This is a genomic window from Isosphaeraceae bacterium EP7 (genome assembly GCA_038400315.1).
Taxonomy (GTDB): domain Bacteria; phylum Planctomycetota; class Planctomycetia; order Isosphaerales; family Isosphaeraceae; genus EP7.
This window is the reverse complement of record CP151667.1, coordinates 3,338,912-3,357,308: the sequence shown is the minus strand read 5'-3', so window position 1 is coordinate 3,357,308 and position 18,397 is coordinate 3,338,912. Positions and strand designations below refer to the sequence as shown.

Below are 18,397 nucleotides of genomic sequence, written 5' to 3'. Positions count from 1 at the left end.
ACCTTTTCCCGGGGCGGCCTTCGAGTCGCGTCGAGCGATGTTGCCACAACCTCGAACCTCCTGCCCATGCGGCCAAAGCCGATGAACGACGTGACCCGTATCCTCTCGGCCATCGAGCAGGGCGACCCGAAGGCGCCTGAGGGACTCCTATCGCTCGTCTACCGAGAGCTGCGACGGCTCGCCGAGCAGAGGCTCGCCCGAGAGAATCCGGGGCAGACGCTCCAGGCCACCGCCCTGGTCCATGAAGCCTACCTGCGGCTCGTCGATGGCGAGGAGGCCCAACAGTGGAACAGTCGCGGCCACTTCTTCGCCGCCGCCGCCGAGGCCATGCGTCGCATCCTCGTCGAGAACGCCCGCCGCAAGCGGTCCGAGAAGCACGGCGGTCACCTTGAAAGACGGGACCTTGATGAGGTTGAGATTGAGGCCCCGGCCCCCTTGGATGACCTGCTCGGCCTCGACGAGGCCCTGGCGAAACTCGAAGCTGAGGACCCGGTCAAGGCCCAACTCGTGAAGCTCCGCTATTTTGCCGGTTTGACCGAGGTCGAGGCGTCAGACGTACTCGGGATTTCCCGTGCGACTGCCCAACGGCATTGGCGTTTCGCCAAGGTCTGGCTCCTCGGAGAGGTCCGGGGAACAGGTGTTGCCGAAGAAAATTCTTGAAATCGGTCATGTCCATGATGCTCGCGGGCTGGGTATTTCGCACTGCCCTATAGATGGAGACAAACGACGACCGGGGTGTCAGCGATGTATCAAGCGGTTCCAAACGTCGAGGAACTCTTTTTTGCAGCCTTGGAATTGAAAGGCACGGAAGCTCGCTCGTCGTTCCTCGATAGGACTTGCGGGGATACGGAGCTGCGGCGTCGCGTCGAGCGGCTCCTCGCTCTCGACACCGAGGCGAACGATTATCTTGAAGCCCCGGCCTCAATGCCCACGGAGACCGCCGCCCACGAGTCCCGGTTGAGCGACGAACGACCTGGTACGGTCATCGGCCTCTACAAACTGCGAGAGGTGATAGGCGAGGGCGGAATGGGCACGGTCTACTTGGCCGAGCAGACCATACCGGTCCGCCGCTGGGTCGCCTTGAAGGTCATCAAGCCGGGAATGGGCTCCAAGCAGGTCGTCGCCCGGTTCGAGGCCGAGCGGCAGGTCCTCGCGATGATGGACCACCCGAACATCGCCAGGGTTCTGGACGCCGGGATGACCCCCGTCGGTCACCCCTACTTTGTGATGGAGCTGGTTCGGGGCCTGCCTATCAGCGAGTACTGCGACCGGCAGCAGCTCTCCGTTGCCGAACGGCTTGAGCTGTTCGTGCTCGTCTGCCGGGCTGTCCAGCACGCTCACCAGAAGGGCATCATCCACCGCGATTTGAAGCCCTCCAACGTGCTCGTAACCGTCATCGACGGGGTCGGCGTGCCGAAGGTGATCGACTTCGGCGTGGCCAAGGCGGCCGGCCAGGCACTTACCGACAATACGGTCTACACCGGGTTCCACCAGTTCGTGGGCACGCCGCTCTACGTCAGCCCCGAGCAGGCCGAGCTCTCAGGGGTCGACGTTGACACCCGAAGCGACATCTACTCGCTGGGCGTCCTGCTCTACGAGCTGTTGACCGGCACGACGCCGTTCGACTCCGAGACGCTGAAGCGGGCCGCCTTCGACGAGATGCGACGGATCATCCGCGAGGAGGAGCCCCAGAGGCCGAGCACGCGGCTGAGCTCGCTGGGTGATAACCTTTCGGCCGTCTCGGCCCGGCGGAAAGCCGACCCACGGCGACTGGGCACCTCGATGAAGGGCGAGCTCGACTGGGTGGTGATGAAAGCCCTGGAGAAGGACCGACGCCGCCGCTACGAGACCGCAAACGACTTCGCGGCCGACGTGATGCGACACTTGAACGATCAGCCGGTCGAGGCGTGCCCGCCGACGGCCCGCTATCGGCTCGGCAAGTTCGCCAGGCGTCATCGCATCGCGCTGACGACCACCGCCTTGGTCGGCGGGGCACTCCTGGCCGGGGTGGCCGCGAGCGTTGCCATGGCGATCCGCGCGGCCGAAGCGGAGCGGCAGACCGCATCATCTTTGGAGCAAGCCCGCGGGAGCCTTGCCGAGGCCGGGCGCCAGCGAGCCTTGGCCCGCCGGGCGGTCGACGAGATGTACACACAGGTCGCCCAGAAATGGCTCTCACGCGAGGGGGCGAGGACTCCGCTCCAGCGGGAGTTCCTCGAGAAGGCGTTGGCCTTTTACGAGGCCTTCGCCCGGGAGCGGGCCGACGACCCGAAGGCCCGCGCCGAGGTTGGTCAGGCGGCCGCTCGCGTCGGCGAGATCCGGAGCCACCTGGGTCTGTCCGCCGAGGCGATGGAGGCGCATCGCCGAGCCCTCGATGTGTTCCGGCTGCTCGCCGGCGAATTCCCCGGTGAGCCAGAGTACCGGCGGGGTGTCGCCCAAAGCCTGGGCAGCATCGGCCGGCTTCACGAGTCGCTGGACCAGATCCGCGAGGCCGAGCAGGCATACCGCGAGGCGATCGCACTGTGGGAGCAAGTGGCCAAGGTATCCGGCAGGCCCGAAGACCGGGCCGACCTTGCGGGCGGTCTCCTGGCCCGCGCCACCCTGCTCGACGCGACCGGAAGGGCCGGGGACGGCGAACCGATCGAGGTCCGTGCGACCGAGTTGCTCTCCCGGCTGATCGCGGAGTTTCCCAACGAGGATCGGTACAAGGCCCTGCTCGCCGAGGCCGAGATGGAACTCGGCGATCTCTACCACCGTAGCGGTGATAAGTATCAATAGACCGACCGCAAGGCCGAAGCGGAGGCCCGATACAAGCAGTCACTCGCCCTGCGCCTCGACGTCATGCGCAACCACCCGGATGACTTAGCATACCGGGAGGGCCTGGTCGGGTCGTACCAGCGTCTCGGCAATTTCTACCGTCACACGTTCCGGTTCGACAAGGCCGCGGCGGAGTACCGAAGGGCGCTGCCTCTTGCGGAGAACCTGGTCACCGACCAACCGGCCCGCCCCGAGTTTCGGGCGATCCTGGCGCAGACGTTCCTTCGTCTGGCCGACCAACTCTCGCGCCTCGCTCAGTTCGACGAGGCGGAACACGCCCTTGGCCGCTGGCAAGAGATCGCAGAGCGGCTCGTCGCCGACTTTCCCGACGTCCCCTCCTACCGAAATCAGCTGGCACTGGGGTCGCTCCAGCGGGGCAGCATGGAGGCGCAGCGCGGCCGGAACGGGGGGGCCCGCGCGGCGTTCGAGCGTGCCTACGAAATCCAGAAATCGCTCGTCACTGGATATCCCGATCTTACGAGGTATCGCGTGAGCCTCGGCTGGATCTGCTACTCGGCGGCCGTCGATTTCGCGACGCTCAACGGGCGCGAGGCCCGCGATGGGACACGTGCCCGGGAGTTGGCCCTGGAGGCGGTCGCCATCGAACCGCAGGAGGCAGGCTACTGGAAGGGCCTGGCACTGGCCGAGTACAGCGCCGGCGACCTTGACGCTGCCCTGAAGGCCGCGACCAAGTCGCTCGAGATCCAGAAGAGCAACGGCTACCGCTACCACTGGCTGATTCTGGCCCTGATTCACCTGGAACGCGGCGATCGCGAGCAGGCCCGGGCCTGGGCCGAGCGGCTCCTCCGCGACGTAGCCCCGGGTTCCTGGTCGGGCGGCGAACCGGATTTCGTCCGGCTCGCCCGGGAGAGCGAAGGACGGCTGCGGGCCCTGTTGCCCCCCGAGCCGCGGCGGTCCGAGGACCGGCCGAAACTCGAATGACGGCCGACTGAACGATTGCCAGGTCACGAAGCGCCACGCAGACGGCGTCTCGAAGTAGCGACTGATTCCCCTTCGGAGCGGCGTGCGAGCCCCGCGGACGTCCGGGGTGCGCGCCGAGTGTCCCTGTCCAGCACTCTGACCTTCAAAGGAGCCGATCGATGTGGCATCCGTTCGCATCTCCGACCCGGACAAATTCGAGCCGGCCCCGATACTCCCGCCGCCGTGCCTCGCGGCCCCGCCTGGAATCCCTCGAGGACCGCGTCGTCCTCTCCGCCGCGTTCGACTCGGTTTTTGATGTCGGGAGTGATACCGCGACAGTCACCTCGCAGTCCAACGCCGTGGACGCGGCCGGTAACACTTACATGACTGGCAGCTTCAGTGGCCCGATGGATTTCGACCCGAACGTCGTCCGCCCCGACGGCTCCGATATCCTCACCCCGCCGGGGCCCTGGGCCGGTTACATCGCCAAGTACGCCCCCGACAACACGCTCGTCTGGGCCCGCCCGGTCGGCAGCAATAGCAGTAGTGGGCCCGGTAGCGTCGCGGTCGACGGGGCCGGGAACGTCCACGTCAGCGGCGAATTCTCCGGGCAGGCCGCCTTCGGTTCGACGTCCTTGACGGCGGCTGGACCCTCCGACGCCATCGTCACCAAGCTGGATGCGAACGGGAACTTCCTCTGGGCCAAGAACTGGGGAGCATCGGCCACGGGGGAACACGACGGGGATATCGCCATCGACGCCTCCGGCAACGTCTTCACGGCCGGTACCTCGTGGTCCCAGAGCGGCAACACCATCTCCTACACCGGCTTCGAGGTCCGGAAGTACAGCCCGACCGGGGCGGTCACGTGGTCCAAGCGCTTCGACAATTCGGGCGGGGGGGCCTCGAGCCTGGCGACCGACGCGGGGGGCAACGTCTACGTCGCCGGTGGCTTCTTCGGCACCCTCGACTTCAACCCCGACGCCAAGAAGGCGAACTACGTGACCGGAGGGCCGAACTCGAACGGCTACGTCCTCAAGCTGACGGCGGCCGGCACATTCGGGTGGGTCGCGCCGTTCCTCACCCGGTCGACCCAGGTGAACTCCTCAGTCGGCCCGGACGACCTGGCCCTCGACGCCGCGGGCAACATCGTCGTCGGCGGCACGTATATCGGCCAGGTCGACTTCAACCCGAGCGCGAGCGTCGATACCAGGCTGCCGAACTTCGCGACGTTCACCAGCGACGGGTTCGTCGCCCGGCTCTCGCCCGCCGGCTCGCTCCAGTGGGCGACCCCGCTGGGCTGTGCTCCGGTCAAGAGTCTGGCCGTCGACGCTGCTGGTGCCGTCTATGCCACGGGCACCTTCTACGAGCCGTTCGTTCCGGGCTTCGGCCTCCCCACCGTCACTTCTCAGGGCGGGACCGATGTCTTCGTGACCAAGCTGACGACGACCGGGGCGGTCGACTGGGCGGTGACGTTCGGTGGAACGGGGGGTGACTACGCAAACGGGATCGCGGTCGACGCGGCCGGCAACCTCTACCTGGCCGGCAACTACTCCTCCGCCACGGTTGACTTCGACCCGGACCCCGTCGGCACCCACACGCTGACGAACCCGAGGGGAACCAACATGTTCCTTCTCAAGTTGAGACGGCGATAATCGGGGGACCGGGCTGCGATCCCCTGTAAGCTCGGCCCCGCAGTTCGGTCGAAGCGGCCGGCGCCCCCTCTCCGGGCGTGTGCGGCGCCGGCCAACCGCTGGGCGGCTCGGAGTGACACCTCCGGGACACTCACCGGCGAATGCAACATAGAATAGAGGGCACTATCAGCCATCCCTTTCAGCAACTCCCGAGCGGACGCTTGGTCCTCGGGTCATGTGCTCAACCGTCCCGAAGACCACCGGATCCTGTTGGCGAATTCGGCTGAGGAGTCAGGGACCGCCTATTCATGGTCCCTTCTTCTCAAGCTGCACGTCCCGCGACCCGGTGCATCCGGACTGGGTGCGCGGGGCCTTGCAGCCCTGGTCGCGAAGCTGATGGCTCGGCGACGAGGTTCGCTTCGGCGCCTACGGCCCTGAATCAGGCGACGATCGTGGTGCTCGTCGCGGGGGGCTCATCCCAGGGTTCACCGTGCCTTTTGATGAAACGTTGCTCGATCGCCGCCTCGATCCCATCGACGCCGATCACGGCGCGCCCGGCCAAGAATTCTCGATGCAGGTCGGGCAGCGCTCGATCGCCACCTGGTCGCTCCCATCGACGTGCAGGAGAATGCGGGTCCAGCGCCACGCGGAGTGCGAAATGAGGACGCGTCACTCGACCCGGCGCATCCAGCCGTCGAACGGCGTCTCCATGTGACCGAGGTCGCTTAACGCGTGGCAGCATCCGTTGAGGTCGTCGCTCTCAGCGAGGACGGAGCACTCGCCGAAAGACAGCGATAGACGCCCCGCGATGGAGCGGAGCAAGGCCCGGAAGTCGGGCATGGCTCGCCGGCTCCGAACGAGGATCGGGCGGACGAAGGCCGGCCCGACCGGGACGCTGGCGGTGACAACACCTGCCTGAGATCCCGACAGGAGCCGCCCGACGATGACATCCTCTGATCTGGCACCTGCCCCGTGCCGGTGGTCCTCATGGCTCGCCGGGGCCCTCGACCGCCGCTCCGTCCCGAGGCCCACCCTCCTCTTCCTCGGGGCTGTCCTCCCGACAGACAACCCACGGATCAGTCCAACGGGCCCGAACGGGATTCGCCAAAACGGGGCGTTCGCACAGCCCTGCCTCGTGCCCCGGTGAGTCCGGCCCGACTCCCCGCCGATGGGCATGTCGCCTGAGATCTCGGGCATCCCCCGGATTGGACCACCAGAAGATAGAGGCGTCAACTCGGCGATTCCGTGCGACGTCCCCCCGATGGGGACAGGGGCCTGCGTTGTATTTTCGCCCCATCCCAAAATAGGAGGGAGGAAATCAACCTTTCTAAGGATGGTATTCAAGGAGGCTCTCCGCGATCGTGCGGAGGCCTCGCCCGCCATCCAGCCGCGACCCGGGCCGTTCTTTGACGACGCGAATCTTCCAAAGCCAGAGGCATGCCCGGCCGCAACGGTCTCTGCCGGACAAGCCGGTACCTGATCGACGGGATGCGTGACGTTCGCCAAGAGCAGGAGAGCGGGTCGCACCATGCCATGCAGTGGCCACACAAGACAAATCGCTTTCTCCCAGAAATCGTTTATTCAGAAACACTTACATTGATTTCCCCAGGAATGCGACCGACCCAGAGCTTCCAGATTGAATTCAAGCCGCCGTACGAAACGAACCCAATTCGACAAAACGAAGCGAACCCAATTTCTCCCTAAGTCCTGGCAATTTCGCCACTTCGCTCGGACATCCTCGGGACTTTGCCGCCCGCCTTCGAAAAACGAACCCAATCCCGGTCGGCCCGCTCGGTGAGGTGTCCGGGCTGGCATGGTCCGGGTCGAGGGGTCCATGGAGCGAGGCTCGTCGGAGGCAGTTCCCAGGAGGTCCGGGGACGGGCCTCGAATTTTCAATGGAGACCCAATAATGGTCGGGGCTTCCCGAAATTCTCTGTGTGGGGCCGGAAACCGGTGAGACGAGCCGGGACGGGCCGCCCAGCGAACGAATCTGACAACGACACCGCCAACGCAACGCCGGGCAGCCGGGGCCGCCGCCAGTTTGACGGGCCTCCTGCACGAAGGGAGATCGCGACCATGGTTTGCAAGCTCATGAAGAAGGGTGTCGCCGGGGCCGCCCTGACCGCCGGCGCCCTGTATCTGGCCTTCGGCACGTCTGCCCCCAGCTACGTCAAGACGGCCTTCCACAAGGTCCGCCACACCGCCAAGGACTCGGTGCCGCTGCCGTTCGAGATCGACCGGGCCCGCGACATGATCTCCGAGCTCGAGCCGGCCATCCGCGACAATCGCGAGTTGCTCGCCCGGGCCGAGGAGGAAGTTGACACCCTCAAGTCGGAGATCGCCACGACGGCGGCCAACCTGGGCAGCCAGAAGGCCGAGATCCTCGCCCTGAGGCAGAGCCTGGACACCGGTGAGTTCCGCCTGACCGGGTCGGTCTCCTACACCCGCGACGAGGTGACCGAAGGCCTGAAGGCTCGCCTGGACGGCTACAACCGCTGCGAGCGGACCCTGACGTCGAAGGAAGCGACGCTCAAGTCCAAGGAGAAGGCCGTCATCGCCGCCCGCACGAAGCTGATGGGCATGCACGACGCGAAGAAGGTGCTCGCCGCCAAGGTCGAGGGCATCGAGGCCCGGCTCAAGGAGATCGAGGCGACCCAGACGTACAACGAGTTCAACTTCGACGACAGCGCCCTGGCCCGCGCCAAGCAGACGGTGGCCGACCTGGACAAGCGGCTCAACATCATGGCCCGCGTCGCCGAGATGGAAGGCCGCCCGGTTGACGGTGCCCCGGTGGTGATCGACCCCAGCCGCGACGTGGTCAAGGAAGTGGACGTGAAGTTCGGCCCCGCCGCCAAGGCGGTCGAGCTGAAGGGGACCGAGAAGAGCCTCTGATCCCCGGCCAACCCGAGTGCCCCCCGGCCCCGCTCCGGCCCCCTCGACCGTCCGGGTCGGGGGGCCGGGCGGGGTCGGACCATTGAACGGGCGGCCGGAAAACGGGGCGGAAAACCATCCCGCGAATCCGATCGAATCCATCGAACCACGGCGACGAATCGCACGAATGAGTGATGCGAGGGGCCGGCCAGTCCGCCGGCCGCGGGGCGAGGTCGGGACGATTCGGCCGGGGCCTTCTGGCCTGGCGGCCTTCCTTCGGCGAGTGGGTTCCTCCCCATGGTCTTACCGGGCGGCGAGTCAACCATGCTGGGACAGTGGCGAGTGGTCTTGAAGCAGGCGGAAGAGGCGGCCCGCGCCGGTCGATATGACGAGGCGCTGGCCCTGGCCGGCCGCCCCGACGTGGTCGACCATCAGCAGGCCGTCCGGCTCCGGGGCCGGATGGCCATGGACCTGATCGCCCGCGGGGTGCGCCGCGGCGAGGCCGACGACCTGGCCGGCGCCCTCGGCGACCTCGGCCTGGCCGAGCGGCTGGCCGCCCCCCCCGACGCCCTGGCCGCCGCCCGACTGTCGCTGGCCGACCGTGCCGCCCGCGAGGCGAGGGCCGACCTGGAGGCAGGCGACCCCGGCCGCGTGATCGACCGCGTCGAGGAACTGGGCCGGCTCAAGGTCGGCGGCCCCGCGCTTCGGCGGCTCGGAGAGGCGGCCGAGGCCTGGGCGACCGCCGAGAGCGACGCACGCCGCGGCGAGTTCGGCCGCGCCCACGAGAATCTCGACCGCGCCGAGCGGCTCGCCCAGGGGTCGGCCGCCGACCCCCTGGCCGCCGCCCGCCGCCAGGTCGAATCCAGGCGCAACGACGCCGCACCGCGTGTCGAGGCCCTCTACGCCGCGCTCGAGCAGAAGCAGTGGGCCCGGGTCCTGGCCGCCGCCGAGTCGGTGCTCGACCTGATCCCCGAGCATCCCGCCGCGCGCCAGGCCAGGACCCAGGCCTGGCAGCGGATCGCCGCCATCGGCCCCGGCTCGATGGCCTGGCCCGACCGCGGCGGGCGCGTCGCCCAGCAGACCCCCGACCCAGGAGGCCGCACCATCAGCGACCAACCCAGGCCGCAGGCGCCGCAGGCCGCCGAGGCCCCGGACCAGAACCCGGGCGCCAACGGCGCCGCCAGGCCGCTCTCCAAAGCCTCCTCGGCAAGCCCCGGCGGGCGGTTCCTGCTCTGGCTCGACGCCGTCGGCGGCTACCTCGTCTGCCTCGACGATGAGGTGGTGCTCGGCCGCGCCGGGCCCGACTCCACGGCCGACATCCCGCTTCTGGGCGACCTGTCGCGCGACCACGCTCGGATCGTCCGCGACGGCGAAGGGTACATCCTGCGGCCCAACCGGTCGTGCCACCTCAACGGCAAGGCGGTCGACGGGCCGGCCCCGCTGCGGCACGGCGACGTGATCCGCCTGGGCTCGACGGTGGAGCTGGAATTCCACCAGCCGAGCCCGGCGTCGGCCACCGCCAGGCTCGAGATCGTCAGCCGCCACCGCCTCCCGCTGGCCGTCGACGGCGTCCTGCTCATGGCCGAGACCTGCATCATCGGCCCCGGCCCGCAGTCGCACATCCAGTCCATCGAGCTGGAGAAGCCGGTGGTCTTGTACCGCCAGGGAGGGGCGCTCTGGTGCCGCGCCCCGGGCGCCTTCGATGTCGACGGCCGGGCCAGCTCGGCCAGGGCCCCGCTCACCCTCAAGTCCAGCGTCCTGGGCGACGGCTTCTCGTTCAGCCTCGAACCGCTGGCACACCGGCCGGCACCCGGCCTGGCCTGATCCGAACGAACCGGCAAACTCGCCCGCATTCCCTCGAATGTAGGCCCCCGGCATGCGAATGACACCGGACAAGGCGACAACGACCCAGGCGACTCACACGAACGACGCGGGCGGGACGTCCCGGCCGAGGGGGCGAGTTTGAAGATTCCGGGACGATTGGCGACAATGGCGAGGGCGGCCCGCCGGGTTTCTCGCGAAAGTCGGGGCGAGGCCGGCCCCCGCCAGGCCGGCGGCAACGCCGCGGCGATGAACATCGAGGTGAAGGCCCCACGCACCGGCGGCGGCCCCAGGCGGACCCCCGGCGACGATCCCAAGGCTGGCGGAGCGAGACCCGTGACGAACGCAACGGCCCAGGACCTGCCCGGCGACACGCTGGAAGAGACCGTCGCCCACGTCGGACCCGACGGCTCGGCCCCCATCAGGAAGCCGACCGAGGTCGCCGACCCCGCCACCCACCCCGCGCCGCCCGCGGCCGAGCCCAAGCCCAGGGTCGACCGAGTCCGCTATACGTTCACCTCGGGCGCCCGCCCCCTGGAAGGCTACACGATCAAGCGGGCCGTCGGCCGGGGCGGCTTCGGCGAGGTCTACTACGCCACCTCCGACTCGGGCAAGGAAGTCGCCCTCAAGCTCATCACCCGCAACCTCGACATCGAGCGCCGGGGGGTCGTGCAATGCATGAACCTCAAGAGCCCCAACCTGATCGCGATCTATGATCTGAAGACCACCGACGAGGGCGACACCTTCGTCATCATGGAATACGTCAACGGCCCGAGCCTGGCCAACGTCCTGGCGCAATACCCCGACGGGATGCCGCTGCCCGACGTCGACGCCTGGCTCAAGGGGCTCGTCGAGGGGGTCGCCTACCTCCACGACCACGGGATCGTCCACCGCGACCTGAAGCCGGCCAACCTGTTCATGGAAGACGGGGTCGTCAAGATCGGCGACTACGGCCTGGCCAAGCTGATCACCGGCAGCCAGGACGGCGGCCAGTCCGAGTCGGTCGGCACCTGCCACTACATGGCCCCCGAGATCGCCAGCGGCCGGTACCACACGCCCATCGACATCTACGCCATCGGCGTCGTCCTGCATGAGATGCTCACCGGCCGCGTCCCCTTCCAGGGGGAGTCCGTCGGCGAGATCCTGATGAAGCACCTGACCGCGCGGCCCGACGTCTCGGCGCTGCCGGAGCCCTACCGCGCGATCGCCGAGAAGGCGATGTCGAAGGACCCGGCGCACCGCCAGGCCGCCGTCATGGAGATGCTGGGCGCCGCGGCCCCGGCCCCCCCCGAGGTCCGGATCATCGGCGACGCCAGGCGTGGCGGATTCCGGATTCCCAACCCGTTCGCCGCCCGCCAGCCCGAGGCCCCCGCCGCCCAGCCCGCGCCCAGGCCGGCCCCGGCGCAGGCCCCCCGGCCCGCCGCCGAGCAGGTCCACCGAATCGGCGACGAGGAGCCCGTCTTCTACATCGGGCCGGACACCACGCCGCCGAAGACCACGATGCAGATCGCCGCGGAGTGGCGGGAGAGCGCCAAGGACCGGCTGGCACGCGGCCGGAAGCGGGATCGGACCGCGCCGATTGCCCGGGCCTGGGCGAACTCCGCCGAGGCCCGCCAAAGCGCCGCCCGCCTGGTCCGCCGCGCCTTCGCCGCCAAGGTCCCGCCGCCGCCCCCCGCTCCCGGTCCCCTGCCCCCCCCGAGGGCCAGGGTGGCCGAGCTGGCCACGTCGATGATCTGGGTCGCGCCGCTGACGGCCCTGCTCGCCGGAGGTCTGGGCCTGACCGCCTTCGCCGCCGACTTCGCCCGGCAGCCGCAGCCGCTTGCCTGCCTCTTCGGCGTCTCGCTGGCCGGGGCCTGGGCCCTGATGGCCGCCAACAAATTCTGGGAAGGCCGCAAGATCGACCGGCTGGGCCGACGCGCCGGCTATGCCGTCATCGGCGTCGGCGTCGGCATGGCCGCGCAGGCCCTGGCCGACGCAACGCGGGTCGGCCCGCCAGTTGTTGGCCAGTCGATCCGGGTCGTCACCGACGCCTTCGGCTCCTACAACATGAACATGCCCGAGTCGCTGAGCATGGGACTCTTCTTCGCCCTGGCCTTCGCCCTCTGCGGATGGTGGAAGCTGACCGACCGCGACCGGCCGAAGCGGTTCCGGGTCTGGCCCGTGGTCAAGGCGGGGCTGATCGGCCTGATCCTCTCGCCCCTCTGGGACATGCCCAGCGCCTGGGGCGTGGCCAGCCTGGTCGTCACGGCCGTCGTGCTCCAGCTTTCCAGCCCCTGGGATCAGGCCGCCGCGCGATACGCACGCTACCTGGCCGAGAACCCGACCGCCGCCCGCGTCGCCTGATCGACTCGCGCGGCCGAAAACGCCCAATCCGTCTCCGAGCCCCGATCCGGCCCATCGGCCCGACCGGGGCTTGCTCCGTCTCCTGGGCCGCCTTGAACTGGCGGCATCCCAGGACCGCAAAGAGGCCGAATAATCGCCCTCGGCCGGCGAATTCCATGGTGTCAAGACCGCGAACGGACGCGGGACCGAACCGACGGCCAGGGGCCGTGAGTTGGGCCCCTCGACGCGAGTCGAGCAAGGATCGGACGGACCTTCGATGAAACGATTCGCCCTGCTGTTCTTCATGGGCTGGCTCGCCATCCACGCCATCCGAGGTGGCCGCCACCATCACCCGGCGCCGCCCCCGCCGCGACCCGTCGCGTCCGACCTGCGCGTCATGGTCGTCCAGGACGACGAAGGCCGGCCCGTCACCATCGTCGAGCACGCCAACGACCCCGATGGCAGTCCGGCCCCCCGCAAGGCGTTCGCCCGGCATCTTGCCCGCAACGATCGCCGCGTCACCGAGTCCTCCGCGGTCACCACGATCTCGGACGACTCGTGGGATGACGACCACGGAGCCCTCGCCCCGCCGGCCCCCCCCGAGCCCCCCGCCCCGCCCGAGCCGCCGATCCGAGGGCTGGCGAGGCTGGAGGCGAAGCTCGGCCAGCTCGAGCAGAAGGTCCGCGAGACCCTGTCCAGGGCCGGCCTCGAGAAGCTCGGCACGATCAACATCAAGGTCGGCGAGGACGACGCCGATCACGACGAGCCCGCCGAGGTCGTCGTCGGCTCTGTCTTGCCCAAATCCGGCAACTCCAAGGTCAAGGTCGTCGCCGACTCGATGCTCGCCAAGGCAGGCGTCGCCGAGGCAGGCCGCCGCCAGGTCGTGGCCGGCCGGATCTCGGCCGACGAGGACCGCGCCCGCAAGGACGCCAAGCTCCTGCTGGAACGCCGGGTCGCCGAATGGCTGGAGCCCAACGTCCCGCGCACCTGGGCCCGCCTGCCCCGCGAGGCCAGCCGCTTGATCCAGGACATCCAGGTCGTGCCGGTCACGAAGGACTACGGGACCATGTACAAGGCCACGCTCCAGGCCGACCTCTCCCGCGACAACCGGACCAGGATCGTCCGCCAGTATGAGCGCGAGCAGGTCGGCGGCCGGCTGCTGAAGCTGGGCGGTGCCCTGGGCTTCACCCTCGTCTGCCTGGCCTCGGTCGTCGGCTACATCAGGGCCGACGAGGCGACCAAGGGCTACTACACCAACCGCCTCCGACTGGCCACCGCCGCCGGCCTGGGCGCCGCCGGCATGGCCATCTACCGCAGCATGGCCTGACCCGATCGATCGGCCAAAGGGCCGACGCATCGCTCGACCGCCCGCGGGCCGGGGCCTCCACCATCGAAGGGGGCCCCGGCCGCGTCGCATCCAGCCACATCCATCAGAATCGTGCCCACCGATTCCAACGCGAACTCAACCGGAGGGCGGTCGCCCATGGAAGTCCTGGTGCTGGCGGGCCTCTCGGCCCTGACGCTGCTGGTCGTCATGCTGGTGGACAACGCCCTCGCCGGCCCCCCACGCCCGTCGGGCCTGGTTGACGGAATCCGGTCGCTGACGGCCCGGCAGGTTGCCATCGCGGTGGTGCTCCAGGCGGCCTTCCTCGTCCTGATCCTGGCGCCCGGCCCCGGCCCCGTGTTCGCGCTGGGCCTGATGGCGTTTGCCGCCCTGGTCTGGTTCTGGGTCGCCGAGTTCTCGACGCTCATGGCGATGGCCGACGCCGACTTCCCGGGGTTCCGCGACAAGTCGACCTGGGCGATCTTGATGCTGCTCCTCGCGCCTCTGGGTGTCCCTCTCTTCTGCCTCCACCGCAGGTCCCTTGGCCTGCCCGCGCCGGCCCCCACTGGCGGTGCCGGCTGGAGCTGGCGCAGCGTGGAAGACTGGATGTCGAGGGCCACGGTCGGGACGAAGATTCGGCTGGCGGCCGCCCTCCTGATCGTGGCGACCTTGGCCGTCTCCCACCACCCCGAGCCCTGGCTGTGGCTGGGCATCGCCCTGGCCGTCGGTTCGCTCGTGCGGGCCTGGTGCCGCGAGCTGCTCGGCCTGATGGCGCGCCGCGACGCCGAGTTCCCCGGCCGCCACGACAAGACGACCTGGATCCTGGCCTTCGTCCTGGCCCCGCCGATGGCGGTCTGGGCCTTCCGCACCTTCTCCGAGGCCCGCTGGCCGGCCGTCGCCAAGGACCCGGCGCACGCCGCGGCCTTCGACGGGCTCTGATCCAAAGCCTTCATCCCACGACTGGACCAATCCCCATGCATCTGCATCCGACCGTCGACGCGCAGTGGGTCCGCCTGAAGGGCTGGGCCGCGGGGGCCGAGACCTGGCAACTCGCGCTGGGGGCCGCGCTGCTGCTGATCCTCTCCGTCCCCGCGATGCCCGCCCTGCTGGTGGTCGCCCTGGGCGTGGGCCTCTACCTGTTCTCGATCGCCTGGGCCCGCGAGTTCCGCCACCTGATCCGGCTGGACGACGCGGCCTTCCCGGGGCGCAATGACAAGCTGATCTGGGCGATGCTCCTGATCGTCCTGCCCCCCGCCGGGGTCCTGATGTTCCGGCCGTTCCGCCAGGCCCGCTGGCCCGAGGCCAAGCCCACCGCGGGCCGCGACGACCGCGACTTCTCGTGAGATCCTTGCGCACATGACGGCGAGCGGCCGCGGCCTCATCTCGAGGTCGCGGCCGCTCGCGCGTTCGGTCCAGGCTCGCCCGTTCGGGGTCAATAGGCGTCCGAGCTGAGGACTTCGCCGCCGGCGCGGGTGGAGAGGGCCTGATACACGCCGAGCTTGGCCCCCGGCTTCACCGAGAAGGTGCCGAACGGCGGCGAGATGACGTTGTAGAGCACGCTGATCGGGGCGTAGCTGTTCCCGGGGTCCAGGGGCCACGAGTCGATCGTATTCTTGATGAACCGGACCGAGCCGTCCGCGAGCGCGGCATTGACGCCGCCCGGGTGGTTGCTCGACGCCGCGACGCGGTAGATGTCGAAGGCCGAGGCGCGGTTGTTGTAGATATCAATGTCGCTATTTTTGTTGCCGGGATTGGGCGGATACATGGTGTTCATGATGGTGTCGCCGTAGTTGCCGGCCATCCACCAGCGGCAGCCCGACTTGTCGGTGGCGGCCAGCCGGCCGTAGACGGCCTCGCCGAAGAGCAGCGTGTTGCTCGTGCCGTCGGTGATGCTGGCCAGCGTGGTGTTGCTGTACAGGTAGATCAGGCCCAACGCATTGGCCTTCATCGCAGCGTAGTTGGGGTCGCTGGGCACCAGGCCCAGGGGTGGGCTGTTCCACGGGCCGGCATTGGCCAGGTAGTTCGTCCGGGCCACGTCGAGCGTGCCGGAGAGGAGCGGCCTGTTGGAGCTCTCGGGGTCGCTGGGGCAGTGCAGAGTGGCGATCTGGCTGGCCAGCACCGTCGTGTTCGACTCGTGGTTGTACCGCAGGCTCTGGTTGAAGGCGTTGAAGACGTTGCCCTGCTCCAGGTACTGCGAGAGGCCGACCAGGCAGCCCTTGTCCCACTTGTTGGCCGACGTCGAGTAGTCGTTGTAATAGCCGCCCATCGGGAACACTTCGTTGACGCTCACATAGTTGTGATTCGCCAGGGCGATCTGCTTGAGGTTGTTGACGCACTGCGACCGCCTGGCGGCCTCGCGGGCGCTCTGCACGGCCGGCAGGAGCAGCGCGATCAGGACGGCGATGATCGAGATGACGACCAGGAGTTCGATGAGAGTGAACCCCGACCTGCGACGACTCGACTGGCTCATGACGGGACCTCTGGGAGAGAGAGATGGACTCTGAACGAAGTTGAAAATCGACATACAAAAACATCAAGGGCGGAGGGGACTGGCCGGGCGGGAGGCGACCCGTCGGTTGACCTTGCCTCGCACCTGGCGGGTGGCGATCCCGGCGGGGATGTCCGGCGGCCGCACCTCGGCCGACTCGTCGACGGGCTTCGCCGGCACCGCGCCGCCGTTGGTCTCCTCGCCGCCGCAACCGGGAAACGCGACGAGGGCCGCCAGGGATAGGGCCGCGACCAGGCGGAGCCGCGGGCGAGACGTGCAGACCAGCATGGATTCTCTCCGGCGATCGACCGAGGAGGCGGCCCGCCCCGAAGCCCGGGGGGCGTCGCGTCGCTCGGGAATAGGCGAGGGAAATGTCACGAGGGCACATTCATCGAGACATGCTGTCCCGAGGCGACCACGCCTGGAAAGTCCACCAAATCTATCGACATAGTGAAAGAACGTCAAGAAGTCCTGGAGGAATTTTCAATACGGCGATTTTCCCTGAGAAAACGGCGATTTTCTCCTCGGTCCGGGACCAACATATCGAAACTCGATCGAATTTCCGGCGAGCCTGTTGACTCGATATTATTTAGTCGATAGATTTGGTCGACATTGAGCCGAGCTGTCCAAGGATGGCCCCGGCATGGACGGTCCAAGGAGCCGAAGGACGATGCCCGATCACCAACACCACCGGTCGCCCCGGCGCCCGACGCCCCTCGGCCGCCTCCTCATGATGGGACTCTGTGCGATCGCGCCGACGGCCTTCGGTGCGGGCCATGCGACCGCGCAGACGGCCCCCGCCCGGGCCTTCGTGCCTTACAGCGAAGAGCCCATCAATTACCTGGATTCGCCGGTGGACGACCCGGTGGCCAGGCTCCAGGATCGGCTCGACAAGGGGGAGGTCGCGCTCGACTTCGAGCCGAAGCATGGCTACTTGGATTCGGTCCTGAAACTGCTAGAGATCCCCGTGTCGTCCCAGACGCTGGTCTTCTCCAAGACGAGCCTGCAATACAAGAAGATCTCGCCCAAGACGCCCAGGGCGTTGTATTACAACGACAACGTCTACGTCGGCTGGGTGCGCGGCGGTGACCTGCTGGAGATCGCGTCGTTCGACCCCAAGCAGGGGGCGATCTTCTACCAGCTCGATCAGGTCCGGTCGGACTCGCCGACGCTGCTCAGGGCGTCGATCGACTGCACCCAGTGCCACGTCGCCCGCGAGACCAGGGGTATTCCCGGGGTCTTCCTCAGGTCGGTGCCCACCACCGCGACGGGCACCCAGGCCGCGCGCAGCAGGTCGACGGTGACGGGCCACGAGACCCCGCTTTCGGAGCGGTTCGGAGGCTGGTACGTCACCGGGACGCACGGCAAGCAGGCGCACCGGGGCAACGCGTTCGTCCCGGGCGGGCGGGGCAAAATCGACGCCAAGGAGGCGGCGATCTGGGCCGACGGGTCCAACGTCGTCGACCTCTCGACCAGGTTCCCCTCGGGCGAATACGCCACCGGCCACAGCGACATCGTCGCCCAGCTGGTCCTGGCCCACCAGACGCAGATGCATAACCTGATCACGCTGGTCAACTACAAGACCCGCCTGGCCCAGCATCCCAAGCCCGCCCCGGCCCCGAAAGCGGGCGTCGAGGCGCCCCAGGCCGCGCCGGCCAGGACCGAGGCCGAGCGTGCCGAGGACGTCCTCGCCGCGTTCAAGGAGCCGGCCGAGGAGCTGGTCCGCTACATCCTCTTCGCCAACGAGGCACCGCTGGAGGAGCCCGTGGCCGGCACCACCTCCTTCGCCGCGGACTTCGCGGCGATCGGCCCGCGCGACCCAGCGGGGCGGTCGCTGCGCGACTTCGACCTGACGCGACGAATGTTCAAATATCCGTGCAGCTACCTGATCTATTCCGAGGCGTTCGACGCGATCCCCGAGCCGGCCAAGGGCTACGTCTACGGCCGACTCCTGGAGGTGCTCACCGGCCGCGAACGCGGGCCGGACTTCGCCCGGATCTCCGACGAGGACCGCGCCTCGGTGCTCGAGATCCTCCGGGCCACCAAGCTCGGCTTGCCCGGCGACTGGAAACTCGCCCGCCCCGCGGGCCTCGCCGAGGCGTCCTCCCCCTGAGCCGACGCGGGCCACACAACGCCGCCCGGCCCTTTGAAGCAAGCCCCGGGGCGAACGTCCCCTGGGCCGACCTCCTCCCAACTCTCCTGCGG

Annotated in this window: 14 protein-coding genes; 11 read left to right on the top strand and 3 right to left on the bottom strand. The window is 68.6% G+C overall.

From position 1 onward, the window contains the following. Nucleotides 1-81 precede the first annotated feature (81 nt). The 4 genes from EP7_RS12950 (at nucleotide 82) to EP7_RS12935 (ending at nucleotide 5,387) form a co-directional block, all read left to right on the top strand. Nucleotides 82-660, top strand: coding sequence for a sigma-70 family RNA polymerase sigma factor (locus EP7_RS12950; RefSeq protein WP_463528262.1), 579 nt, complete (start codon nucleotides 82-84; stop codon nucleotides 658-660). A 264-nt stretch (nucleotides 661-924) separates the two neighbouring features. Beyond that, nucleotides 925-2,775, top strand: a complete 1,851-nt coding sequence (locus EP7_RS12945; protein WP_463528261.1) for a serine/threonine protein kinase — start codon at nucleotides 925-927, stop codon at nucleotides 2,773-2,775. A 63-nt stretch (nucleotides 2,776-2,838) separates the two neighbouring features. Next, the gene (locus tag EP7_RS12940) at nucleotides 2,839-3,756 is read left to right on the top strand and encodes a tetratricopeptide repeat protein (protein WP_463528260.1); all 918 of its coding nucleotides are present in this window, start codon (nucleotides 2,839-2,841) and stop codon (nucleotides 3,754-3,756) included. A 362-nt stretch (nucleotides 3,757-4,118) separates the two neighbouring features. Further along, on the top strand, nucleotides 4,119-5,387 hold the full coding sequence (locus EP7_RS12935; RefSeq protein WP_463528259.1) for an NHL repeat-containing protein: 1,269 nt from the start codon (nucleotides 4,119-4,121) through the stop codon (nucleotides 5,385-5,387). Nucleotides 5,388-6,035: 648 nt separating this feature from the next. Here the strand turns inward: EP7_RS12935 and EP7_RS12930 are convergent. Further along, nucleotides 6,036-6,206: a hypothetical protein gene (locus EP7_RS12930; protein ID WP_463528258.1), complete on the bottom strand. Its 171-nt coding sequence runs from the start codon at nucleotides 6,204-6,206 to the stop codon at nucleotides 6,036-6,038. 1,236 nt (nucleotides 6,207-7,442) lie between these two features. Here EP7_RS12930 and EP7_RS12925 point away from each other — a divergent pair. The 6 genes from EP7_RS12925 to EP7_RS12900 all read left to right on the top strand — a co-directional run bounded on the left by EP7_RS12925 (nucleotide 7,443) and on the right by EP7_RS12900 (nucleotide 15,047). After that, nucleotides 7,443-8,258 (top strand): hypothetical protein, encoded by an 816-nt coding sequence (locus tag EP7_RS12925; protein ID WP_463528257.1) that lies wholly within the window; start codon nucleotides 7,443-7,445, stop codon nucleotides 8,256-8,258. Between the two features lie 303 nt (nucleotides 8,259-8,561). Further along, nucleotides 8,562-10,061 (top strand): FHA domain-containing protein, encoded by a 1,500-nt coding sequence (locus EP7_RS12920; RefSeq protein ID WP_463528256.1) that lies wholly within the window; start codon nucleotides 8,562-8,564, stop codon nucleotides 10,059-10,061. A gap of 165 nt (nucleotides 10,062-10,226) precedes the next feature. Further along, a complete protein-coding gene (locus EP7_RS12915) occupies nucleotides 10,227-12,401 on the top strand; it encodes a serine/threonine-protein kinase (protein ID WP_463528417.1) in 2,175 nt (724 codons plus the stop codon). Nucleotides 12,402-12,657: 256 nt separating this feature from the next. Continuing rightward, nucleotides 12,658-13,707 carry a hypothetical protein gene (locus EP7_RS12910; protein ID WP_463528255.1) on the top strand — a complete coding sequence of 350 codons (1,050 nt, stop codon included), beginning with the start codon at nucleotides 12,658-12,660 and terminating at the stop codon, nucleotides 13,705-13,707. A gap of 156 nt (nucleotides 13,708-13,863) precedes the next feature. After that, the gene (locus EP7_RS12905) at nucleotides 13,864-14,643 is read left to right on the top strand and encodes a hypothetical protein (protein WP_463528254.1); all 780 of its coding nucleotides are present in this window, start codon (nucleotides 13,864-13,866) and stop codon (nucleotides 14,641-14,643) included. Nucleotides 14,644-14,678: 35 nt separating this feature from the next. After that, the gene (locus EP7_RS12900) at nucleotides 14,679-15,047 is read left to right on the top strand and encodes a hypothetical protein (protein WP_463528253.1); all 369 of its coding nucleotides are present in this window, start codon (nucleotides 14,679-14,681) and stop codon (nucleotides 15,045-15,047) included. 89 nt (nucleotides 15,048-15,136) lie between these two features. Here EP7_RS12900 and EP7_RS12895 read toward each other — a convergent pair whose 3' ends face one another. Beyond that, the gene (locus tag EP7_RS12895) at nucleotides 15,137-16,174 is read right to left on the bottom strand and encodes a DUF1559 family PulG-like putative transporter (protein WP_463528252.1); all 1,038 of its coding nucleotides are present in this window, start codon (nucleotides 16,172-16,174) and stop codon (nucleotides 15,137-15,139) included. Nucleotides 16,175-16,237: 63 nt separating this feature from the next. Next, nucleotides 16,238-16,480, bottom strand: a complete 243-nt coding sequence (locus EP7_RS12890; protein WP_463528251.1) for a hypothetical protein — start codon at nucleotides 16,478-16,480, stop codon at nucleotides 16,238-16,240. A gap of 382 nt (nucleotides 16,481-16,862) precedes the next feature. On the opposite strand from EP7_RS12890, the gene EP7_RS12885 reads away from it, so the two are divergent. Next, complete coding sequence (locus EP7_RS12885; RefSeq protein ID WP_463528250.1) at nucleotides 16,863-18,305, top strand: hypothetical protein; 1,443 nt, start codon at nucleotides 16,863-16,865, stop codon at nucleotides 18,303-18,305. Nucleotides 18,306-18,397 lie beyond the last annotated feature (92 nt).

Bases quoted from the DNA above. Each gene is read 5' to 3' on its own strand.
- EP7_RS12950 (WP_463528262.1), top strand. From the start codon at position 82: ATGAACGACGTGACCCGTATCCTCTCGGCCATCGAGCAGGGCGACCCG.
- EP7_RS12945 (WP_463528261.1), top strand. From the start codon at position 925: ATGCCCACGGAGACCGCCGCCCACGAGTCCCGGTTGAGCGACGAACGA.
- EP7_RS12940 (WP_463528260.1), top strand. From the start codon at position 2,839: ATGCGCAACCACCCGGATGACTTAGCATACCGGGAGGGCCTGGTCGGG.
- EP7_RS12935 (WP_463528259.1), top strand. From the start codon at position 4,119: ATGACTGGCAGCTTCAGTGGCCCGATGGATTTCGACCCGAACGTCGTC.
- EP7_RS12930 (WP_463528258.1), bottom strand. From the start codon at position 6,206: ATGCCCGACTTCCGGGCCTTGCTCCGCTCCATCGCGGGGCGTCTATCG.
- EP7_RS12925 (WP_463528257.1), top strand. From the start codon at position 7,443: ATGGTTTGCAAGCTCATGAAGAAGGGTGTCGCCGGGGCCGCCCTGACC.
- EP7_RS12920 (WP_463528256.1), top strand. From the start codon at position 8,562: ATGCTGGGACAGTGGCGAGTGGTCTTGAAGCAGGCGGAAGAGGCGGCC.
- EP7_RS12915 (WP_463528417.1), top strand. From the start codon at position 10,227: ATGGCGAGGGCGGCCCGCCGGGTTTCTCGCGAAAGTCGGGGCGAGGCC.
- EP7_RS12910 (WP_463528255.1), top strand. From the start codon at position 12,658: ATGAAACGATTCGCCCTGCTGTTCTTCATGGGCTGGCTCGCCATCCAC.
- EP7_RS12905 (WP_463528254.1), top strand. From the start codon at position 13,864: ATGGAAGTCCTGGTGCTGGCGGGCCTCTCGGCCCTGACGCTGCTGGTC.
- EP7_RS12900 (WP_463528253.1), top strand. From the start codon at position 14,679: ATGCATCTGCATCCGACCGTCGACGCGCAGTGGGTCCGCCTGAAGGGC.
- EP7_RS12895 (WP_463528252.1), bottom strand. From the start codon at position 16,174: ATGAGCCAGTCGAGTCGTCGCAGGTCGGGGTTCACTCTCATCGAACTC.
- EP7_RS12890 (WP_463528251.1), bottom strand. From the start codon at position 16,480: ATGCTGGTCTGCACGTCTCGCCCGCGGCTCCGCCTGGTCGCGGCCCTA.
- EP7_RS12885 (WP_463528250.1), top strand. From the start codon at position 16,863: ATGCCCGATCACCAACACCACCGGTCGCCCCGGCGCCCGACGCCCCTC.